The sequence below is a fragment of the Streptomyces sp. NPDC031225 genome (assembly GCF_055570355.1).
Genome location: NZ_JBVIHJ010000027.1, coordinates 92,498 through 107,581 on the forward strand (window position 1 = coordinate 92,498; position 15,084 = coordinate 107,581).

Consider the following 15,084-nt stretch of genomic DNA (forward strand, 5'->3'; position numbering starts at 1 on the left):
ACACAACGCCCCGTCGAGGGAGGAGGCGGTCCGGGGACCCGGCCCGCACCGGCCGCGGGAACGGCCGGATATCCTCGGCGACCGAAAACCCCACCACCGACGAGGGCCGACGCCGATGACCACCCCACAGCCCCCCACCGAACCGCCGCCCACCCCGGCGGAGGAGCCCCCCGCGGACTGGGTCCTCGCCCCACCGACCTCCACCGAGCCGCCCCTCGCCGCGGCCACTGTCCAGCCACGCGAGGCGCCTCCGGCTGTCGCGGAAGCGGAGACCGCTCCATCGGCCACCGCCCCAGCAGCTCCCACCGAGCCGCCCCTCGCCCCTCCGGCTCCCGTCCCGCCGGCCCCGCAGCCCTCCGTCGCCGCCGCCCCGCCCGGTTTCGGCCCGCCGGTCCCCGTGGCTCCGGGATTCGGGCCGCCCGCTCCGCCGTACGGCCACCCGACCGCCCTGCCGCAGTACGGCGCGCCCCCGTACGGGTATCCGACGGCCCCGGCCCCGCCCCAGCAGCCCGCTGACGGACCCGAGTTCATGGCTGTGGACCGGCACAACTCCGTCGTCGTCGACTCCGCGGGCGTCGCCTTCGAGGACCACGGTCACTCCGCCGAGTTCCCCTGGCACGAGATCCGCAGCGTCCACTACAAGGCCGGCCCCAACGGCAAGACCCTCATGGTGGCCGTCATCCACCTCGACAGCCGCTTCTACGAGTGCGTCGTGGACGCCAAGGGCCGGGACCAGCTGGCTCAGTGGTTCGCCCAACTGGCCCCGGTTCTCGGGTACTACAGGCCACTGACGTGACGGTGGCGGTGCGCTGCCTCCGCGGCCCGGAAGCACCGGCCGGGAGATCATGCCGGTCGTCCGGGGCCGCAACCCGACCGCGCCCTGACCGACGGCTCCCCACGGCCACCCCCGGCTACGGCAGTCCGTGCACGTGCGGTCCCACCGTCCCCGACCACGCGTTGCCCGCCGTCGCGTCCCAGTTCGTCGACCAGGTCATGGCCCCACGCAGGTCCGGATAGGTCTTCGACGGCTTGAAGGAACCGCAGGACGTTCCCTTCGTCAGGCAGTCCAGGGCGTTGTTCACGACGGAGGGCGAGACGTATCCGCTGCCCGCCCCGCTGGTGGACGCCGGCAGACCCAACCCGACCTGGGACGGGGCCAGTCCGCCCTCCAGCTGGATGCAGGCCAGGGCGGTGAGGAAGTCCACGGAGCCCTGGGAGTAGACCTTGCCGTCGCAGCCGAGCATCGAACCGCTGTTGTAGTACTGCATGTTGACGACCGTGAGGATGTCCTTCACGTTCAGCGCGGTCTGGAAGTACGCGTTCGACGTCGACTGCATGTCGATCGTCTGCGGTGCCATCGTCAGCACCAGCGAACTCCCCGCCTTCCCCGCCAGTGATCGCAACGCCTGTGACATATAGGTGGCGTTGAGCCCGTTCTCCAGATCGATGTCGACGCCGTCGAAGCCGTACGTCTGCATCAGCGCGTACACCGAGTTCGCGAAGTTCGCCGCCGACGTGGGGTCGGTCACCGAGACCGTGCCGTTCTGGCCGCCCACGGAGACGACGACCTTCTTCCCGGCCGCCTGCTTCGCCTTGATGTCGGCCTTGAACTGGTCGACCGTGTACCCGCCGAGCCCGGCCGAGTCGAGGGTGAAGGTGACGGCACCCGGAGTCGTCGTGGCGTCCGCGAAGGCGACGGCGATGATGTCGTACTGGGACTGGACGGCGGACAGCTTCTGGACCGTGGCCCCGTTGTTGAAGTTCTGCCAGTACCCGGTGACCGCGTGCTTGGGCAGCGCGCCGCCCCCGTCGCCCGGAGTGGCGGTCGTCGTCCCCGTCACCGCACCCGACTTCCCGGACTCACCCGCCGAGTTCACGGCCGTGACCTGGAAGCTGTACGACGTCGACGCGGCGAGCCCGGTCACGGTCGCCGACGTGCCGGTCACCGCGGTGACCTTCGTACCGGCGCGGTAGACGTTGTAGCCGGTCGCCCCCGACACGGCGTTCCAGGCCAGGGAGACCGACGACGAGGTCGTACCGGAGACGCTCAGCCCGCCCGGGGCGCCGGGAACCGTCGGGGAGGGGCCGGACCCGCCGCCCCCGTCGGGGCCGTACACCGACACGTCGTCCGCGAGGTAGGCGGCCTGTCCGTACCAGCCGTGGGTGTACACCGTCACGGAGGTCGTCGAGGAGCCCGTCGTGAAGGTCGTCGACAGCTGCTTCCAGGAGGCGGAGTCCGGGGTCCAGGTCGACACGTCCGTCGTGCCGGTGCCGGTCGCGCCCAGGTAGGCGTAGCCGCCCTGCACCCAGGCGCTCAGGGTGTACGTCGAGTTCGGTTTCACGGCGACCGTCTGGCTGCAGCGCGCGTTGTCCTGCCCGGCCGGTGTCGCCTTCAGCGCGGCCGAGCCGCCGTGGACGGGTGCGGAGATGGTCGTACCGCTGTTCGCGGAACAGGTCCAGTCGGCCAGGCCGGACTCGAAGCCTGCGTTCTTCGCGTTGTTGACGTCCGCGGCGGAGGCCGGTCCCGCGAGCCCCAGGGCGAGCGTCACGGCGGCGGTGGCGACGACGGCGGCGGCGGTCCGGAACCGCACCGGTTTTCTGCTGAGTATGGGCATGACAAGAGAGTTGGTCCAGACCAATCCCGCTGTCAAGGATGTATACGCAACTCGCCATTCTCTGGAGCACGCACGTGGCAAGTGCGCCCCATCTGGGCAGGAATCGCCCGCTTTTGATCCGTCATCCAGGTCAGGAAGTCACAGAATCGCTGTTCTCCGGTCACAGAGCCGTGGTTACAGTGCTCAGGTAGTCACGCAGTGAAGTCGACCGGGTGCGCCGGAGTGATCCGTCGGACCCCCGGGCATGGGATACGGGGAGCTGCGCGTGCCAACTGCCATCGCAGTGACCGGTGCCGACATGGCGCTGCCGGCGCAGGACGAGCGGACCCTGCCCGCCGTCGTGCTCGACGGCCTCGACCGGCAGCCGCTCGACCACTCGCTCAGCGCGTTGCAGTCGCTGATCGACCAGCACGGCCATGTGATCGTCGTGTACTCCCATGCCGTGCCGCCTGCGGTGGACCAGCGGCTGCGCACCGTGCGATCCCTTCTGGAGAGCGACCGTATCGCCCTGTTCCGCCCCGAACTGCCGCCCCTCGCGACCGCCGTCCTGGCCCGCCAGCTGCGACAGCTCGCCTCCTGCGACCTCAGCCCGGGCGTCCTCGCCTCGGCCGGCCGGCTGCTCACCCACTACCTCCACGCGGGCGCGCTGCTCGGCTCGGTCGCGAAACTCGACCGGGTCCCCGTGGGTCTCAAGTCGCACGCCAAGTCCTGGGTGCCGGGCAGCCAGTTCGCCGTGCTCGCCCACCCCCAGCCGCAGCTCGTCAGGATCGCCCCGGACGCCACGCTCGCCGGCCCGGAGTTCGCCACCTCGCTGCTCGTCGCCCGCGGCCAGCTCCAGTCCGACTGGGTCTCCGGGGACCTGGCCAAGGCCTGGCGGGTCCAGGGGCTGCGCGAGAGCCCGCTGCCCGCCGAGTCCGCCGAGTGGTGGGGCACCGGAAAGCTGATCGAGTTCTGCGCCTTCCTGCCCGACCTGTCCGTCCTTTACCAACTGGTCACCTCGGTACGGCAGAACGTATGTCACTGGTGCGGTATCGACGTCATCGGGGACCGCTGCGTCTTCTGTTCGGCCATCGCACCGGTGACGCCAGGACCCCAGCAACAGCAGCACCAACAGCTGCAACCGCAGCGACAGCACCAACTGCCCGCCGGGTGAGCCGTACCGGACCGCCCCCGCCCCGATTCCGCTCGACCTAGCCCCCCAACGAGGTTGCACGGTTCATGAACTCCCGTCAGCGCCGCGGCGTGATACTCCTGCTCCTGTCGGTCCTGGGCGCCCTCGCGGCGTTCGCCGGCGTGCTGTCCGTCATCGACGACGCGAAGTCCAAGGTCGGCCCCGAGGTCACGGCGTACGAGGTCAGTAAGGACATCCCGCCGTACACCCGGCTCACCGCGGCGCAGTTCGAGAAGACCGAGATGCCCAAGCGCTGGCTGTCGGCCAACGCGATCACCGACCTCGCCGAGGTCCGCGGCAAGATCGCCGTGACGACCCTCAGGCAGGGCTCCCTGCTGCAGAGCGACATGATCGTCGACCAGCCCGCCCTCCAGCCCGGGCAGCAGGAGGTCGCCATCATGATCGACGCGGCGACCGGAGTCGCCGGCAAGATCACACCGGGCTCCCTGGTCAACGTGTACGCCACCTTCGAGGGACAGCGGGAGGGCGACCCGGACCAGTCGAAGATCATCGTGACGAACGCCCGGATCCTCGACGTCGGTGACCTCACCGCGCTGCAGCCCGACGCCGACGAACGCACCCGTGAGGCAACCAAGGCCCGCCCCATCACCTTCGCGCTCTCCGCGCTCGACGCCCAGCGCATCACGTACGCCGAGTCGTTCGCCAAGCGCGTCCGGCTCGCCCTGGTCGCCCCCGGCGAGACCGGCACGGTCCCCGAGCGGGACCGCACGTACGAACTCGCGAAGGACAAGTGAGAGGCCGCCATGCCCACGAGGATCCTCCCGGCAGTCGGCGACGCGGACGCGGTCCGTTCCCTCATCACACTGCTCAGCCAGCTCCCGGACGCCGAGCCCGTGACCCCGGTGAACGACTCCACCCAGCTCATCGACACCCTGGCCCGCCTGGCGTCCGAGTCGATCGACGAACTGCCGGAAGTGGTCGTCGTCCATGAGCGCATCGGCCCCGTCCCGGCCCTGGAGCTCATCCGCGAGGTCGCGCTCCGCTTCCCTGCCGTCGGTGTCATCCTCGTCACCTCCGACGTCAGCCCCGGCCTCTTCCAGGCCGCCATGGACTACGGCGCCCGCGGCCTCATCGCCCTCCCGCTCGGCTACGAGGAGCTCGCGAACCGGGTGCACGCGGTCGCCCAGTGGTCGGTGGGGGTACGACGGCACCTGGGCGCCGCCGGAGACGTCTTCACCGGCGTCGGCGGCACCGTCGTCACGGTCAGCGGCGCCAAGGGCGGCGTCGGCGCCACCACGACCGCGATCCAGGTCGCCCTCGCCGCACAGGCCTCCGGCCGCACCACCGCCCTGCTCGACATGGACCTCCAGACCGGAGACGTCGCCTCCTACCTGGACGTCCAGTTCCGCCGCTCGGTCGTCGACCTCGCCACCATCAGCGACATCACCCCGCGCGTCCTCGCCGACGCCGTCTTCAGCCACGACACGGGCCTGGCCCTGCTGCTCGCCCCCGGCGACGGCGAACGCGGCGAGGAGGTCACCGAGCGCTCCGCCCGCCAGATCGTCAGCGCCCTGCGCTCCCGCTACGAGGTCGTGATCGTCGACTGCGGTTCACAGCTCAGCGGGGCCGGCGCGGCGGTCGTGGAGATGGCCGACACCGCCCTCCTGGTCACCACCCCGGACGTCGTCGCCGTGCGCGGCGCCAAGCGTGCCGTACGCATGTGGGACCGGCTCCAGGTCCGCAAGGCCGAGGAGACCACCGTCGTCGTCAACCGCCACAGCCGCGGTACGGAGATCCAGCCCGCGCTCATCCAGAAGATCACCGGCACGGGTGTCGCGGCGACCGTGATCCCGGCGAACTTCAAGGAGCTGCAGAGCGCGGTGGACGCGGGCCGGGTCCACGAACTCGACGCCAAGGGCACGGTCAAGCAAGCCCTGTGGGCGCTCGCCGGCGAACTGGGCCTGGTCAAGGGCACGGAGGCGAACTCCCATCGCAACGGCGGCAAGGATCGGGCGCTGACCTTCCGGCGGCGCAGGGAGCTGGGGAGATGAGCACCCGGGTTCTCCGACGCGACGAGGGCCAGGTCACCATCGAGTTCCTCGGGATGACCCCGCTGATCCTGATCACCCTGGTGCTGCTGTGGCAGTTCGTGCTGCTGGGGTACACGTTCACGCTCGCGGGGAATGCTGCGGACGAGGCGGTACGGGCCGCGACGGCGGCGGCGCCGGGAGAGCGGGAGGCCGCATGCGAGCAGGCGGGACTGGACAAGCTGCCCGGCGCCTGGACCGGCCAGGTGAACTGCTCCACCGGCGGCGGCTATGTCACGGCCGACGTCCACCTCGACGTCCCCGTCCTCTTCCCGGGCTCGATCGCCTTCCCCTTCAAGGTCGACGGACACGCGGGCGCGGTGGAGGAGGACAAGGACTGAGATGCCGTACTCCCGGAAGGACAGCGGCTGCCGGCGTGACCGCGGTCAAGTCGCCCTCGAATACCTCGGTTTCATCCCGATCCTGATCCTCGTCGCCATGGCGGGTGTCCAGCTCGGGCTCATCGCCTACACCGCCCAGCAGGCCGGTACGGCGGCCAGAGCGGGGGCACGGGCGGCCTCGCTCGACCTGAGCGCGCAGGAGGGCTGCGTGAACGCGATCAGCGACTGGCTGTCCGTCGACTGCGCCGAGGGCGGGGGCGGCGACTCGGTCACCGTCACCGCGACCGTCCAGATCCCGTCGATCGTCCCCGGCTGGAGTTTCGACCCCGCAGTCAAGACCGCCACCATGCCGCTCGACCACTGAACGAGGTACCCCCATGAGCCTGCGGTCCCGTATCAACACCCCCGAGGAGAACGGCAGTCGGGGCGAGGACGGCCACCTGGTCTCCTCCTACCGGGCCAAGCTCCTGGAGGAGATCGACCTCGCCGAGATGAGCTCGCTGGCGGCGGCCGAGCGCCGGGCCCGCCTCGAACGGGTGCTCGGGCACATCATCAGCCGTGAGGGACCGGTCCTGTCGACCGTCGAACGCTCGCAGCTGATCCGGCGCGTGGTCGACGAGGCCCTCGGCCTCGGCATCCTGGAACCCCTGCTCGAAGACGCCTCCATCACCGAGATCATGGTCAACGGCCCGGACTCGATCTTCGTCGAACGCGCCGGCCGGGTCGAGCAGTTGCCGCTGCGCTTCCCCTCCCACGACCAGCTGATGCAGACCATCGAACGAATAGTGTCGACGGTCAACCGGCGGGTGGACGAGACGAACCCGATGGTCGACGCGCGCCTCCCGTCCGGCGAGCGCGTGAACGTCATCATCCCGCCGCTCTCCCTGACCGGCGCCATCCTCACCATCCGCCGCTTCCCCCGCTCCTACACGCTCCAGGAACTGTCCGGCTTCGGCTCGCTCGACGAGCACATGCTGTACCTGCTGGCCGGACTGGTGCAGGCCCGCTTCAACATCATCGTCTCGGGAGCGACGGGCACCGGGAAGACGACCCTCCTCAACGCCCTCTCCGGTCTCATCCCCGACGGCGACCGGATCATCACCATCGAGGACTCGGCCGAACTCCAGCTCCAGCAACGGCACGTGGTCCGCCTGGAGTCACGCCCGCCGAACGTGGAGGGCCAGGGCCAGATCACCATCCGCGACCTGGTCCGCAACTCGCTGCGCATGCGCCCCGACCGCATCGTGGTCGGCGAGGTCCGCGGCGGCGAGTCCCTGGACATGCTCCAGGCGATGTCGACGGGTCACGACGGCTCCCTCGCCACGGTCCACGCCAACAGCGCGGAGGACGCGCTGATGCGGCTCAAGACCCTGGCATCCATGTCGGAGGTGGAGATCCCCTTCGAGGCGCTCCACGACCAGATCAACAGCGCGGTCGACGTGATCATCCAGCTCACCCGGTTCGCCGACGGCGCCCGCCGCATCACCGAGATCGCCCTGCTGGAGAGCAGCGGCAGCGAGCCGTACCGCCTGGTGTCGGTGGCCCGCTTCAAGGCCCAGCCGATGTCCGCGGACGGCCGGATCTACGGCCGGTTCGAGTACTTCCCGCTCCCGCGCCGTACCGTCGACCGCCTCTACATGGCGAGCCAGCCCACCCCCCAGGCCTTCGGCGTGGCCCAGTCCGCCGCCGAGCTGTCCATCCGAGAAGCCAGGTAGGACGCACCCCCATGGACCTCCAGAACCTAGTCCGGCTCACCGTCGGGATCACGCTGGTGACGTGCGTGCTGGCCGTCGTAGGCGTCCACGTCTACGGCAGGGGCCGGGCCCAGCGGGCCGCCCTGGTCGACCGGCTGTCGGCCGCGGGCCAGGTGTCGTACACCGGCCGCCGGCGCCACTTCCGCGACCTGGACCGCCGGCTGCGCCGCACCCGGCTCGGCAGGCAGCTGGAACTCCGGCTCGCGGCCACGGGCCTGGACGTGACTCCGGGCGAGTTCTTCGTCGCGATGCTCGCCGTGGTGGCGGGCCTGTGGCTGGTCGGCGAACAGACACTGGCCCCCTTCTTCGGCCCGATCGCCGCGCTGGTGGGCATCTGGGCGGCGGTCCAGTTCCTCAACTGGCAGCGCCAGAAGCGCATCGAGAAGTTCATCAACCAACTCCCCGAACTGGCCCGCATCCTGGCCAACGCGACCCACGCGGGCCTCGCCCTGCGCACCGCGATCGGCATGGCGGCGGAGGAGCTGGAGGCACCGGCCGGGGAGGAACTGTCCAAGGTGGCCAACCAGTTGGCGATGGGCGTGTCCCTGGACGAGGCCCTCGACGAGATGGCGAAACGACTCCCGTCCCGTGAGCTGGTGGTCCTGGTGACGACCCTGGTGCTGTCCAACCGGGCGGGCGGCCAGGTCGTCAGCGCGCTGCGCAACCTGACCGAGACCCTGGAGGAGCGCAAGGAGACGCGGCGCGAGGTCCGTACCCAGCTCTCCCAGGTCAACATGACGTCGTACGCGGTCCCGGTCCTGGGCATCGGCTCGCTGTTCCTGATGAACGGCGTGAAGGGCGGCGCGCTGGAACGCATGACGGGCTCACCGCTGGGGCAGGCGGCGGTGATCATCGCGTTCGGTCTGTACGCGGTCGGATTCGTCCTGATCCGCCGCCTGTCACGGATCGACGTCTGAGGGGGTGGCCATGATCGGAATCGGACTGGCCCTGTTGATGGCCGTGAGCGTGTGGGGCGTCTTCGCCGGCCTCCGCATGTACCGTGCGGAGGCGAAGCTGCCCAGCGACCTGCTGCTGGCCCTGGAGGTGGGCTCGACCCGCACCGGCGCGGTCGACTCGCTGATCGACCGCATGGGCATGCGGTACGCGCCCGCCGTGCTGCGTCTGATGGGCCCCAAACAGGTCGCCAAGTACCGCCGCAAGATCGACCTGGCGGGCAACCCCGGCGGCCTGACCATCAACCGCTACGCGGCCCGCAGGGCGGTGTACGGCTTCCTCGGCGCGCTGGGTTTCCTGGTCTTCCTGCTCCGCGGCCAGATCCTGGTCGCCCTGCTCCTGCTGGCCTTCGGGGCGTTCTGGACGGAGGTCGGGATCTGGTCGGCGATCCGGCTGCGCAAGGACGTCATCGAGCGCACCCTCCCCGACTTCCTGGACGTGCTGGCGGTGGTGGTGAGCGCGGGCCTCGGCTTCCGCCAGGCGCTGGACCGCGTCGCCTCGAAGTACGAGGGCCCCTGGGCCGACGAACTGCGCATCACGCTCCGCCAGATGGACCTCGGCATGAGCCGCCGCCAGGCCTTCGCGGAGCTGCGTCGCCGCAACGAATCCGAACAGGTGGCGATGTTCGTGACCGCGCTCCAACAGGGCGAGGAACTGGGCGCGCCCATCGTGGACACCCTGGTCTCCCTGGCCAAGGACATGCGCCGCACGGACGCCCAGAACGCCCGCCGCAAGGCCGCTCGCGCCGTCCCGAAGGCCACCATGATGATCACCACGTTCATGGTCCCGGCCACGATGCTCCTGCTGGCCGCGGGCCTGCTGCTCGGCTCGGGCACCGACTTCGGCACGATCACGGGGAAGTAGGGGGCCGGCTATGTCGATGACGGGTGCGCGCAGGACGGGGCGTGGGCTCCGGGGGCGGGGGCTCGGGCTGCGGCATGGGGACCCGGAGAGGCGACAGCCGGTGGCGCAGGCGCGAAGGTCGGCGCCGTTGATCGGCCGCGCGGCCGCCGACGGCGCTCAGCCAGGGATGGGGCCACCGGCACACGACGACGAAAGTGGTGCGGGTGGTGCGGGTGGTGCGGGTGGTGTGGGTTCCCACGCACCCGCACTCAAGATCCAGGTGAACGCCCTCCAGGCAATGTGCCGTCAGGTCTTCGGCTTCCGCCTGGCGATGATCGCCCTGGCCGCCCCCGCCGCCCTCCTCAACGCCAACCCGGGCCTCGGCACCCGCCTGGTCGGCGCCGCGGTCGTCGTCACGTTCATGCTGTCGTACGCCCTCTTCAGGGACTGGGAACGCTTCGGCCCCCTGCTCCTCCGCCACCCCACCCTCCTCGCCGCGGACACCCTCTTCGGCAGCCTTCTGCTGATCTCCGCGGGCCCCGACACCACGCTCGCCTACGTCAGCGTCTGCACCCCGCTCCTCGCCGGCATCGCCTACAGCTGGCGAGGCGCCGCGGTGTTCGCGTCCCTGCAGTCCCTGATCCTGCTGCTGGCCCAGACAGCCCTCCCGCACCCGAACACCACCCCCGCCGACACCCTCCTGCTCCCCGGCTTCTGCGTGATCACCGGCGCGGTCGGCTCCACCCTCCGCAACCTCCTGCTCCGCTTCGGCACCGCGACCCAGGCGCTCACCGCGATGAGGGCCCGCCTCGCCGTGACGGAGGCGATCAGCGAGGAACGCGCCCGCCTGGCCAGGGAGATGCACGACTCGGTGGCGAAGACGCTCCACGGCGTGGCGCTGGCAGCGGAGGGCCTGGCAGCCTCGGCGGCGGCCCGGACCCCGGATCCGGCCCTGCTCAAACAGCAGGCGGAACTGGTGGCCCGGGCAGCCCGCAGAGCCGTGACGGAATCCCGCGAACTCGTCACCGACCTGCGCACCAACCCGGACCCGGCCCCCACCACGGACGTACTGAAGGAACTGGCCACCCGCACAAGGGACTTCAGCGACCGCACCGGACTCCCGTCGACCTACCGGGCCCCCGTCCGCCACCACCTCGCCGTCCCCCACACCGTGGCCCGCCACCTCCTCACCATCACCGAGGAGGCGATGGAGAACGCCCACCGTCACGCCCGGGCGACGCACATCGACGTGAGCGCGGACGTCGACCCCGACCACCACCTGCTCCGCATCAGCGTCCACGACGACGGCCGCGGCCTCCCCCCGGGCACCTCGCTCGACGAACTCCGCCGGTCCGGCCACTTCGGCCTGGTCGGCATGGTGGAACGCGCCGAGTCGGTGGGCGCGCGTATCCACATCGGCGAAGACGCCCGGGCAGGAGGCACGGAAGTCCTGGTGGAACTCCCTTTGACACCACAGCCACCTGGTTGACCGACAGCGCCCCCGCCCTTCCCACCCTCCCACCACGAGAGGAGGCCACGAATGCCGAACGACTCCCCATCCCCCACCCCCCGACCGTTCGCGCTCTTCCCGACGGCACCGCAGCCCACCCCCGTCCGGATCGTCGTCGCCGACGACAACCCGGTGGTCCGAGCGGGCCTCACCGCGCTCCTCTCGGGCCGCGAGGACATCACGGTCGTAGCGCAGGCGGCGGACGGCAGAGAGGCGTACGAGGCCGCGAACCGCCACCGCCCCGACGTGATCCTCCTGGACGTCCGGATGCCGGGCGTGGACGGCATCTCGGCGCTCCCGTACCTCGTGCCGATCGCCCCGGTGCTGATGCTGACGTACAGCGGGGAGCCGGAGATCGTCCAGGAGGCCCTGCGCAGGGGAGCCCACGGCTACCTGGTCCACGGCGAGTTCACGGCGGACCAACTTGTGGTGGCCGTGCGGGACACCGTGCAGGGCCGCACCCATCTGACCCCCACGGCGGCCGGCGCGGTGCTGACCCAGCTCCGGGAGTCAAGTGCGACTGCACATGAGGTCACGGAACTCCCAACTGCCGTCTCCACATTTTCCCCGCAAAGCCTTTCGCGATTGCAACCAGTTGTGGGACAGTCCTTGTTGGACAGGTCGCGTTTCCAACTCAGCGCCAGGGAGGCGGAGATCATGGACCTCATCGCATCCGGCATGAACAACCAGCAGATCGCCGCCGCCTGCTTCATCAGCGAGAAGACGGTCAAGAACCACATCAACCGCATCTTCGCCAAGCTCCACAGCACGAGCCGCTCCGAGGCCGCCGCCAAGTGGCTGGGCACGGCGCCCGGTTCGAGCCGGGGAGTGGGGTGACCCATGAGGATGTCGACTTGGGCCCGGATTTGGGCCCAGGGACCCTCCGCCGAACCGCCCGCTCCGGCCTACGTTCCGGAGGTCGACAGCGACGACGCCGAAGGGGCCCATCACCATGAACAACCGGTTCAACGACGACAAGGGCCAGACCGCGGTCGAGTACCTGGGCATCATCGCGGTGGTGGTGGCGATCGTGCTGGCGATCACGGGGACGGACATCGGTCAGGCCATCTACGACGCGATCGTGGACAAGATCGACGAAGTCATCGGCGCCTGACGCAGGCTCGTCGGCCCAACGACGCAGGGCAGGCTTTCCCCATCTACATCATGGTGGTGGCGGGCCTGCTCTTTCTCGCGTTCGCCTTCCTGGCGGTCGGCCAGGCCGCGGCGAACCGGAACGGCGCCCAGACGGCGGCCGACGCGGCGGCGCTGGCGGCCGCCCTGGACACGCGGGACAAACTCGCCGACGAGTGGGTGCAGAACGTACTCGACCCCACCAAGTGGCGGGACATCTTCGACGGTCTCGGAGTCCCGTTCGACGGCTGCGCACGGGCGGATCAACTGGCCGCACAGAACGACGCCACGGTCGTCTGCGGGGCGGTGACGGAGGAGTACCCGGGTTACGAGGTAGAGGCGACGACCAACAAGACCGTCGGTGATTCCATCGTGCCCGGCACCGAGATCAGGAAGTCGAAGCAGCGGGCCACCGCCGTCATCGAGCCGGCCTGTGATTTCGACCCCCCGGCGGCGGATGCCGGGACGGACGTGCTGCCGAAGCTCACGTGTGACGACGGTGATTGGACTCTGGATCCCGAGCATCTTGAGGATCTCCCAGGGCCCGAGGATCTCTTCGACGTCCACCTGGCCGACTGACAAGCGAACGACGAGTGGTGAAGGAAGCGCAGTGATGAGCATTCGGTTCACGGCGAAGGCCCGCAGGGGGATGGTCGCGCTGACGATCGCGGCCGGTCTGGCCGTCGGCGTGGCCGGCTGCGGCGGTGGAGGTGGCGACGACAAGAAGCCAGAGGCGTCTGCGTCCGCTTCCAGGAGCGGGGGATCCGGCGCGACCACGCAAGAGGGCACGGACGAGCCCATCGCCGAGCTCAAGGGTGAGGACGGGCTGATCCTCCAAATCGCCTCCGTGCAGCGGGACTCCGGGGGGTTCCTCACGGTGAGCGGCGAGATGAAGAACGACGGCGACAAGGCGGCCCGCGTCTCGGTTCGGACGGCGGGTGACGAAACCGAGATCATCAGGCACGGCTCGTCGCTCGGCGGGGCGACCCTCGTCGACTCCAAGTCCAAGAAGCGTTACTACGTTCTGCGCGACACCGACGGCCGCCCCCTCACGACCACGGGCATGCCGAGGATCGAGGCGGGTGCCTCCATCCCGGTGTTCATGCAGTTCCCGGCTCCGCCGACCAGTACGACCGAGGTCGATTTCCAACTCCCCACCTTCGCCTCCGCGACCATCCAGATCTCCGGGTGACGCGACCCATGACCACCCACACGCCACCGCGCCTCGCCCTGGTCATGACCCTCGCCTCGGTCATGGCGGCGCTGACTCTCACCGCCCCGGCCCAGGCCGACGACGACCCCAGCGTCCCCCCGGGCACCGAACCCTCCGCCTCCGCCCCGGTCGAAGTCGACCCCAACGACCCGGACCTGAAGCTTCCTGAGGGCGCCACCCTCGCCGAACCGAAGGTCCTGGACATCAAGCAGGTCGTCGAGGACCAGAGCGGAGACGAACGCCGCGAGGACACCAACGCGGACGTGAAGTTCGCCCTCCAGGCGGAGGTCCTGTTCGGCAAGGACAGCTCGAAACTGAACGGCGAGGCCAAGGCCCGTATCTCCGCCATCGCCGCGGAGATCAAGAACCAGAACGCGACGCAGATCCGCGTCTTCGGCTTCACCGACAACCTCGGCTCCTCGGCCCACGGCGACGTCCTCTCGAAACAGCGCGCCAACGCCGTACAGGACGTCCTGGACCAGGAACTGAACGACCCGAACATCACCTTCGAGGTACGCGGCTACGGCGAGCAGTACCCGATCGCCTCCAACGCGACAGAGGCCAGCCGCAAGAAGAACCGGCGGGTGGAGGTCTCATTCCCACGAGGAGACTGACCCACGGCGGTTGAGAACACGGCCTGCTCTCCACCCCGGTGGCGGCGTTCATGCTCGCGTGACAGTTACTCAGCGCCTCGTCTCGTACCTGGTCAGGATCACGCCGCCGGGAAGCGTCCGCGTCTCCACCAGGTTCAGGTTCACCCAGCTGTCCAGCGCGGTGAAGAACGGTGTGCCGCCGCCCACCACGACCGGTGCGGTGGCCAGCACGTACTCGTCGATAAGTCCGGCCCGCATGGCCGCCCCTGCGAGCGTCGCGCCGCCGATGTCCATCGGGCCGCCGTCCTCGGCCTTGAGCCGGGTGATCTCGGCGACCGCGTCACCGGTGACCAGGCGGGTGTTCCAGTCGACCTTGTCGACCGTCGAGGAGAACACCACCTTCGACATGTCCCGCCAGCGGCGCGCGAACTCGATCTCCGCCGGGGTGGCGCCCGGCTGCTGGTCGCCGGTCGGCCAGTAGGAGCTCATCGTCTGCCACAACTTGCGCCCGTACAGCGTCAGATCGGTCGCCTGCAACTGGTCCGACCACAACTGGAACAGCTCGTCGCTCGGCACGCTCCAGCCGATGTCGTCGCCGGGAGCGGCGATGTAGCCGTCCAAGGACACGTTCATGCCGTAGATCAGTTTCCGCATGGCATCAGCCTTCCGTGAGCTGGTCTCACACGTACAGACCGGCGTAGCACGGGAAACTCAGCGGTGCGCGATCCGAGCTCGTAGGTGGTCCTCGTGCTGCCCGTCTCATGGGTGAGCTGTCCTCCGCGCATGCGCGGACAGTTCACCGGCTGGCCGGAGCAGGCCATGGACGTCTTGTGGCAACTCCAGGGCGAACCGAACCAAGCGATCCGCGAGCGCTACCGAGCGGACCGCGAACGGCTGGTACGGCAGCCGAT

17 protein-coding genes are annotated in these 15,084 nt (G+C 69.8%); 15 read left to right on the forward strand and 2 right to left on the reverse strand.

The window, feature by feature from the left end; all coding sequences use genetic code 11:
• Window positions 1-115: 115 nt before the first annotated feature.
• Window positions 116-796, forward strand: a complete 681-nt coding sequence (locus tag ACZ48Z_RS36120) for a hypothetical protein (RefSeq protein WP_468740132.1) — start codon at window positions 116-118, stop codon at window positions 794-796.
• A gap of 115 nt (window positions 797-911) precedes the next feature.
• Here ACZ48Z_RS36120 and ACZ48Z_RS36125 read toward each other — a convergent pair whose 3' ends face one another.
• On the reverse strand, window positions 912-2,615 hold the full coding sequence (locus ACZ48Z_RS36125; protein ID WP_468740133.1) for a chitinase: 1,704 nt from the start codon (window positions 2,613-2,615) through the stop codon (window positions 912-914).
• 244 nt (window positions 2,616-2,859) lie between these two features.
• Between ACZ48Z_RS36125 and ACZ48Z_RS36130 the strand changes: the two genes are divergently transcribed.
• The 14 genes from ACZ48Z_RS36130 to ACZ48Z_RS36195 all read left to right on the forward strand — a co-directional run bounded on the left by ACZ48Z_RS36130 (window position 2,860) and on the right by ACZ48Z_RS36195 (window position 14,194).
• Window positions 2,860-3,768 (forward strand): hypothetical protein, encoded by a 909-nt coding sequence (locus ACZ48Z_RS36130; protein ID WP_468740134.1) that lies wholly within the window; start codon window positions 2,860-2,862, stop codon window positions 3,766-3,768.
• Between the two features lie 65 nt (window positions 3,769-3,833).
• Window positions 3,834-4,541 carry a Flp pilus assembly protein CpaB gene (gene cpaB / locus ACZ48Z_RS36135; protein WP_468740135.1) on the forward strand — a complete coding sequence of 236 codons (708 nt, stop codon included), beginning with the start codon at window positions 3,834-3,836 and terminating at the stop codon, window positions 4,539-4,541.
• A gap of 9 nt (window positions 4,542-4,550) precedes the next feature.
• Complete coding sequence (locus ACZ48Z_RS36140) at window positions 4,551-5,798, forward strand: AAA family ATPase (protein ID WP_468740136.1); 1,248 nt, start codon at window positions 4,551-4,553, stop codon at window positions 5,796-5,798.
• The gene (locus ACZ48Z_RS36145; protein WP_328750192.1) at window positions 5,795-6,175 is read left to right on the forward strand and encodes a TadE/TadG family type IV pilus assembly protein; all 381 of its coding nucleotides are present in this window, start codon (window positions 5,795-5,797) and stop codon (window positions 6,173-6,175) included. The genes ACZ48Z_RS36140 and ACZ48Z_RS36145 overlap by 4 nt, the downstream gene beginning before the upstream one ends.
• Window position 6,176: 1 nt before the next feature.
• The gene (locus ACZ48Z_RS36150; protein WP_468740137.1) at window positions 6,177-6,539 is read left to right on the forward strand and encodes a TadE/TadG family type IV pilus assembly protein; all 363 of its coding nucleotides are present in this window, start codon (window positions 6,177-6,179) and stop codon (window positions 6,537-6,539) included.
• A 13-nt stretch (window positions 6,540-6,552) separates the two neighbouring features.
• Window positions 6,553-7,890, forward strand: coding sequence for a CpaF family protein (locus ACZ48Z_RS36155; protein WP_468740138.1), 1,338 nt, complete (start codon window positions 6,553-6,555; stop codon window positions 7,888-7,890).
• Window positions 7,891-7,901: 11 nt separating this feature from the next.
• A complete protein-coding gene (locus tag ACZ48Z_RS36160; RefSeq protein ID WP_468740139.1) occupies window positions 7,902-8,846 on the forward strand; it encodes a type II secretion system F family protein in 945 nt (314 codons plus the stop codon).
• Between the two features lie 10 nt (window positions 8,847-8,856).
• Entirely contained in the window at window positions 8,857-9,747 is an 891-nt protein-coding gene (locus ACZ48Z_RS36165) for a DUF5936 domain-containing protein (RefSeq protein WP_468740140.1), read from the forward strand.
• Between the two features lie 277 nt (window positions 9,748-10,024).
• Entirely contained in the window at window positions 10,025-11,215 is a 1,191-nt protein-coding gene (locus tag ACZ48Z_RS36170; RefSeq protein WP_468740193.1) for a sensor histidine kinase, read from the forward strand.
• Window positions 11,216-11,266: 51 nt separating this feature from the next.
• A complete protein-coding gene (locus ACZ48Z_RS36175; RefSeq protein WP_468740141.1) occupies window positions 11,267-12,073 on the forward strand; it encodes a response regulator in 807 nt (268 codons plus the stop codon).
• Window positions 12,074-12,188: 115 nt separating this feature from the next.
• A complete protein-coding gene (locus tag ACZ48Z_RS36180; protein WP_280863799.1) occupies window positions 12,189-12,350 on the forward strand; it encodes a hypothetical protein in 162 nt (53 codons plus the stop codon).
• Between the two features lie 50 nt (window positions 12,351-12,400).
• Window positions 12,401-12,946, forward strand: coding sequence for a pilus assembly protein TadG-related protein (locus ACZ48Z_RS36185; RefSeq protein ID WP_468740142.1), 546 nt, complete (start codon window positions 12,401-12,403; stop codon window positions 12,944-12,946).
• A 34-nt stretch (window positions 12,947-12,980) separates the two neighbouring features.
• Entirely contained in the window at window positions 12,981-13,559 is a 579-nt protein-coding gene (locus tag ACZ48Z_RS36190; protein WP_468740143.1) for a hypothetical protein, read from the forward strand.
• Window positions 13,560-13,567: 8 nt separating this feature from the next.
• Window positions 13,568-14,194 carry an OmpA family protein gene (locus ACZ48Z_RS36195; protein ID WP_468740144.1) on the forward strand — a complete coding sequence of 209 codons (627 nt, stop codon included), beginning with the start codon at window positions 13,568-13,570 and terminating at the stop codon, window positions 14,192-14,194.
• Window positions 14,195-14,263: 69 nt separating this feature from the next.
• Here the strand turns inward: ACZ48Z_RS36195 and ACZ48Z_RS36200 are convergent, their stop codons facing one another.
• Window positions 14,264-14,827 (reverse strand): dihydrofolate reductase family protein, encoded by a 564-nt coding sequence (locus ACZ48Z_RS36200; RefSeq protein ID WP_468740145.1) that lies wholly within the window; start codon window positions 14,825-14,827, stop codon window positions 14,264-14,266.
• Window positions 14,828-15,084 lie beyond the last annotated feature (257 nt).

Excerpts from the sequence above, each read along its gene's own strand:
- ACZ48Z_RS36170 (WP_468740193.1), top strand. The coding sequence starts at position 10,025 with ATGTGCCGTCAGGTCTTCGGCTTCCGCCTGGCGATGATCGCCCTGGCC.
- ACZ48Z_RS36145 (WP_328750192.1), top strand. The coding sequence starts at position 5,795 with ATGAGCACCCGGGTTCTCCGACGCGACGAGGGCCAGGTCACCATCGAG.
- ACZ48Z_RS36125 (WP_468740133.1), bottom strand. The coding sequence starts at position 2,615 with ATGCCCATACTCAGCAGAAAACCGGTGCGGTTCCGGACCGCCGCCGCC.
- ACZ48Z_RS36185 (WP_468740142.1), top strand. The coding sequence starts at position 12,401 with ATGGTGGTGGCGGGCCTGCTCTTTCTCGCGTTCGCCTTCCTGGCGGTC.
- ACZ48Z_RS36200 (WP_468740145.1), bottom strand. The coding sequence starts at position 14,827 with ATGCGGAAACTGATCTACGGCATGAACGTGTCCTTGGACGGCTACATC.
- ACZ48Z_RS36195 (WP_468740144.1), top strand. The coding sequence starts at position 13,568 with ATGACCACCCACACGCCACCGCGCCTCGCCCTGGTCATGACCCTCGCC.
- ACZ48Z_RS36140 (WP_468740136.1), top strand. The coding sequence starts at position 4,551 with ATGCCCACGAGGATCCTCCCGGCAGTCGGCGACGCGGACGCGGTCCGT.
- ACZ48Z_RS36180 (WP_280863799.1), top strand. The coding sequence starts at position 12,189 with ATGAACAACCGGTTCAACGACGACAAGGGCCAGACCGCGGTCGAGTAC.
- ACZ48Z_RS36130 (WP_468740134.1), top strand. The coding sequence starts at position 2,860 with ATGGGATACGGGGAGCTGCGCGTGCCAACTGCCATCGCAGTGACCGGT.
- ACZ48Z_RS36175 (WP_468740141.1), top strand. The coding sequence starts at position 11,267 with ATGCCGAACGACTCCCCATCCCCCACCCCCCGACCGTTCGCGCTCTTC.
- ACZ48Z_RS36150 (WP_468740137.1), top strand. The coding sequence starts at position 6,177 with ATGCCGTACTCCCGGAAGGACAGCGGCTGCCGGCGTGACCGCGGTCAA.
- cpaB (WP_468740135.1), top strand. The coding sequence starts at position 3,834 with ATGAACTCCCGTCAGCGCCGCGGCGTGATACTCCTGCTCCTGTCGGTC.
- ACZ48Z_RS36165 (WP_468740140.1), top strand. The coding sequence starts at position 8,857 with ATGATCGGAATCGGACTGGCCCTGTTGATGGCCGTGAGCGTGTGGGGC.
- ACZ48Z_RS36120 (WP_468740132.1), top strand. The coding sequence starts at position 116 with ATGACCACCCCACAGCCCCCCACCGAACCGCCGCCCACCCCGGCGGAG.
- ACZ48Z_RS36155 (WP_468740138.1), top strand. The coding sequence starts at position 6,553 with ATGAGCCTGCGGTCCCGTATCAACACCCCCGAGGAGAACGGCAGTCGG.
- ACZ48Z_RS36190 (WP_468740143.1), top strand. The coding sequence starts at position 12,981 with ATGAGCATTCGGTTCACGGCGAAGGCCCGCAGGGGGATGGTCGCGCTG.
- ACZ48Z_RS36160 (WP_468740139.1), top strand. The coding sequence starts at position 7,902 with ATGGACCTCCAGAACCTAGTCCGGCTCACCGTCGGGATCACGCTGGTG.